At 60.3% G+C, this 3,300-nt stretch carries 3 protein-coding genes; 1 reads left to right on the forward strand and 2 read right to left on the reverse strand.

The genetic code is table 11. The features are described from left to right. Window positions 1-122: 122 nt before the first annotated feature. On the reverse strand, window positions 123-1,025 hold the full coding sequence (locus EQ874_RS22765; RefSeq protein ID WP_207213617.1) for a toll/interleukin-1 receptor domain-containing protein: 903 nt from the start codon (window positions 1,023-1,025) through the stop codon (window positions 123-125). A 498-nt stretch (window positions 1,026-1,523) separates the two neighbouring features. Next, window positions 1,524-2,111 (reverse strand): AbiV family abortive infection protein, encoded by a 588-nt coding sequence (locus tag EQ874_RS23450; RefSeq protein ID WP_165369319.1) that lies wholly within the window; start codon window positions 2,109-2,111, stop codon window positions 1,524-1,526. Between the two features lie 164 nt (window positions 2,112-2,275). Between EQ874_RS23450 and EQ874_RS22750 the strand changes: the two genes are divergently transcribed. After that, window positions 2,276-3,178, forward strand: a complete 903-nt coding sequence (locus tag EQ874_RS22750; protein WP_207213617.1) for a toll/interleukin-1 receptor domain-containing protein — start codon at window positions 2,276-2,278, stop codon at window positions 3,176-3,178. Window positions 3,179-3,300: the final 122 nt, after the last annotated feature.

The raw sequence follows: 3,300 nt of genomic DNA on the forward strand, positions 1-3,300 counted from the left end.
ATCCGGGCAGCAACGGTTCGACGATCTCCCACAACGCATCCGGTACCAGCCGGGAAGACAACGCATCGACCACGGCAGTGCATTGTGCCGCACAAACGATCTAGGCCATAAGAGACATGCTCTTACTCAGCTGGTTTCTGGGGAGGCCATGTTCGCCCGTTGCTTTCGTAGAAGGGTTTCATCGCTCTGGTCGGGAGAACACCGCCGTACAGCTGATCGTTGGACCACCAGATGCGATCGAGTTCAGTGAACTGCTCAGGGTCCAGGGATTCGAGGGTGGCGAGGCGCTTCACGGCGGCTTCTGCATCGAAGTAGTTGCCGGCATCGCGTAGCGCGCTGAACATGCCCTCGACGATTGTTGTGTCGAGGCCGTCATGGGTTGCGATCCACGAGCTGATGGTGGCTGCGACTTGCTTCGGGTTCTGCTCGAAGGCGCTGGGCCACTGAAGGTGTCCGATGAAACCTTGTGGGTCATGGCCGAGGCGGATGGCGTAGTAGGGGACGCGCCGGCCGACAGCCCACCCGACCTCCTGGTGGCACCAGGGACTGTGGTTGAACTCGGGATGGATGAGCGCTACGAATGCCTGCATCGAGCGCAGCGCGGACTCGATCTGTTCGCGCCACGGTTTGGAGACTTCCATGGTGTCGTGGGCAACGAACCCGTGGATCCCCGAGACAGCCAGTTCGTCAGCTACCTTCCCTACGAATTCTTTGTGCTTCGCGGAGTGGGAGAGAAACACCCTTACGTACCCGGGCTTCCAGAGTTTGTCGTGGGTTTCCTCGACGAGGTTGGCGACCTGGTCGGTTTCGACGCCTAGCGCGATGGAGTACAGCTCTACCAGATCGTCGTCGGATAGTTCCCCGAGTTGGTCCGGGACGGATGGCCCGTCGTCGAACCCGGATGTTGCCTGTAACCCGAACTCCCGAAGGAGCATGTCCCTGTCGTCGAACGACCATCGGGAGTGGTTGAACTCGTCGACGATCTCGGACTTGATCCGGAATCGTTCTCGTCGTGTGAGGGGCACCGGACAACAATAGGGCCAGTCGTCGCGGTGTCTGTCAGTGGCTCCGGTGGTGCTTTGAGCTGGGGTGATAGCAGGTCTCCGGCGCTTCTGAGCGGAGCAATACTGATTGAACTTGCCTGGGGCGCTCGAAGAAGTCGGGGCCACGCTCGGGCATGATGTGCCAGATGCAGGTGAGACGATTGAAAGCGATTTTCCAGGTTTCCGAACCCAGGCGGTTCGCCGAGCTGGAGGTGGGGTTGGCGCAGCTTGGGCGGAGTGTCATGGCGTTGGCTGCGGATGCTGAGCTTCTGACAGAGGCCCGCCGATTTCAGGGCGCCGCGGTTCTCCAAGGTTTTGCCGATGAGGAGGCCGCCAAGGCACTGATCTTGTTGGATATCGCCCGTTGTGGTTGGACGGATGCCGCGTCGGTGTCGTCGTGCATGGCGGCGTTTTACAACCATCTCTCGCGCGGCCTGTATGCCGAGGTGTACGCCGGCCGCCCGGCCGACCTTGAGGACATCAGAAAGTATGTCGACGCATTGAGGCGTCAGTTCTATCTGGACGGTCCCACGGGAATCGACTGGGTATTTCGCAACTCTGTGATCGACGACCGAGAGACGGCGTTGTACGTCGACTACGTCCAGACGTCTGGACGTAGTCGACGTACAACGCCGTCTCTCGGTCGTCGATCACAGAGTTGCGAAATACCCAGTCGATTCCCGTGGGACCGTCCAGATAGAACTGACGCCTCAATGCGTCGACATACTTTCTGATGTCCTCAAGGTCGGCCGGGCGGCCGGCGTACACCTCGGCATACAGGCCGCGCGAGAGATGGTTGTAAAACGCCGCCATGCACGACGACACCGACGCGGCATCCGTCCAACCACAACGGGCGATATCCAACAAGATCAGTGCCTTGGCGGCCTCCTCATCGGCAAAACCTTGGAGAACCGCGGCGCCCTGAAATCGGCGGGCCTCTGTCAGAAGCTCAGCATCCGCAGCCAACGCCATGACACTCCGCCCAAGCTGCGCCAACCCCACCTCCAGCTCGGCGAACCGCCTGGGTTCGGAAACCTGGAAAATCGCTTTCAATCGTCTCACCTGCATCTGGCACATCATGCCCGAGCGTGGCCCCGACTTCTTCGAGCGCCCCAGGCAAGTTCAATCAGTATTGCTCCGCTCAGAAGCGCCGGAGACCTGCTATCACCCCAGCTCAAAGCACCACCGGAGCCACTGACAGACACCGCGACGACTGGCCCTATTGTTGTCCGGTGCCCCTCACACGACGAGAACGATTCCGGATCAAGTCCGAGATCGTCGACGAGTTCAACCACTCCCGATGGTCGTTCGACGACAGGGACATGCTCCTTCGGGAGTTCGGGTTACAGGCAACATCCGGGTTCGACGACGGGCCATCCGTCCCGGACCAACTCGGGGAACTATCCGACGACGATCTGGTAGAGCTGTACTCCATCGCGCTAGGCGTCGAAACCGACCAGGTCGCCAACCTCGTCGAGGAAACCCACGACAAACTCTGGAAGCCCGGGTACGTAAGGGTGTTTCTCTCCCACTCCGCGAAGCACAAAGAATTCGTAGGGAAGGTAGCTGACGAACTGGCTGTCTCGGGGATCCACGGGTTCGTTGCCCACGACACCATGGAAGTCTCCAAACCGTGGCGCGAACAGATCGAGTCCGCGCTGCGCTCGATGCAGGCATTCGTAGCGCTCATCCATCCCGAGTTCAACCACAGTCCCTGGTGCCACCAGGAGGTCGGGTGGGCTGTCGGCCGGCGCGTCCCCTACTACGCCATCCGCCTCGGCCATGACCCACAAGGTTTCATCGGACACCTTCAGTGGCCCAGCGCCTTCGAGCAGAACCCGAAGCAAGTCGCAGCCACCATCAGCTCGTGGATCGCAACCCATGACGGCCTCGACACAACAATCGTCGAGGGCATGTTCAGCGCGCTACGCGATGCCGGCAACTACTTCGATGCAGAAGCCGCCGTGAAGCGCCTCGCCACCCTCGAATCCCTGGACCCTGAGCAGTTCACTGAACTCGATCGCATCTGGTGGTCCAACGATCAGCTGTACGGCGGTGTTCTCCCGACCAGAGCGATGAAACCCTTCTACGAAAGCAACGGGCGAACATGGCCTCCCCAGAAACCAGCTGAGTAAGAGCATGTCTCTTATGGCCTAGATCGTTTGTGCGGCACAATGCACTGCCGTGGTCGATGCGTTGTCTTCCCGGCTGGTACCGGATGCGTTGTGGGAGATCGTCGAACCGTTGCTGCCCGGAT

The sequence above is a fragment of the Rhodococcus sp. Q1 genome, from assembly GCF_004153645.1.
Taxonomy (GTDB): Bacteria; Actinomycetota; Actinomycetes; order Mycobacteriales; family Mycobacteriaceae; genus Rhodococcus; species Rhodococcus gordoniae.

Bases quoted from the DNA above. Each gene is read 5' to 3' on its own strand.
- EQ874_RS23450 (WP_165369319.1), bottom strand. From the start codon at position 2,111: ATGCAGGTGAGACGATTGAAAGCGATTTTCCAGGTTTCCGAACCCAGG.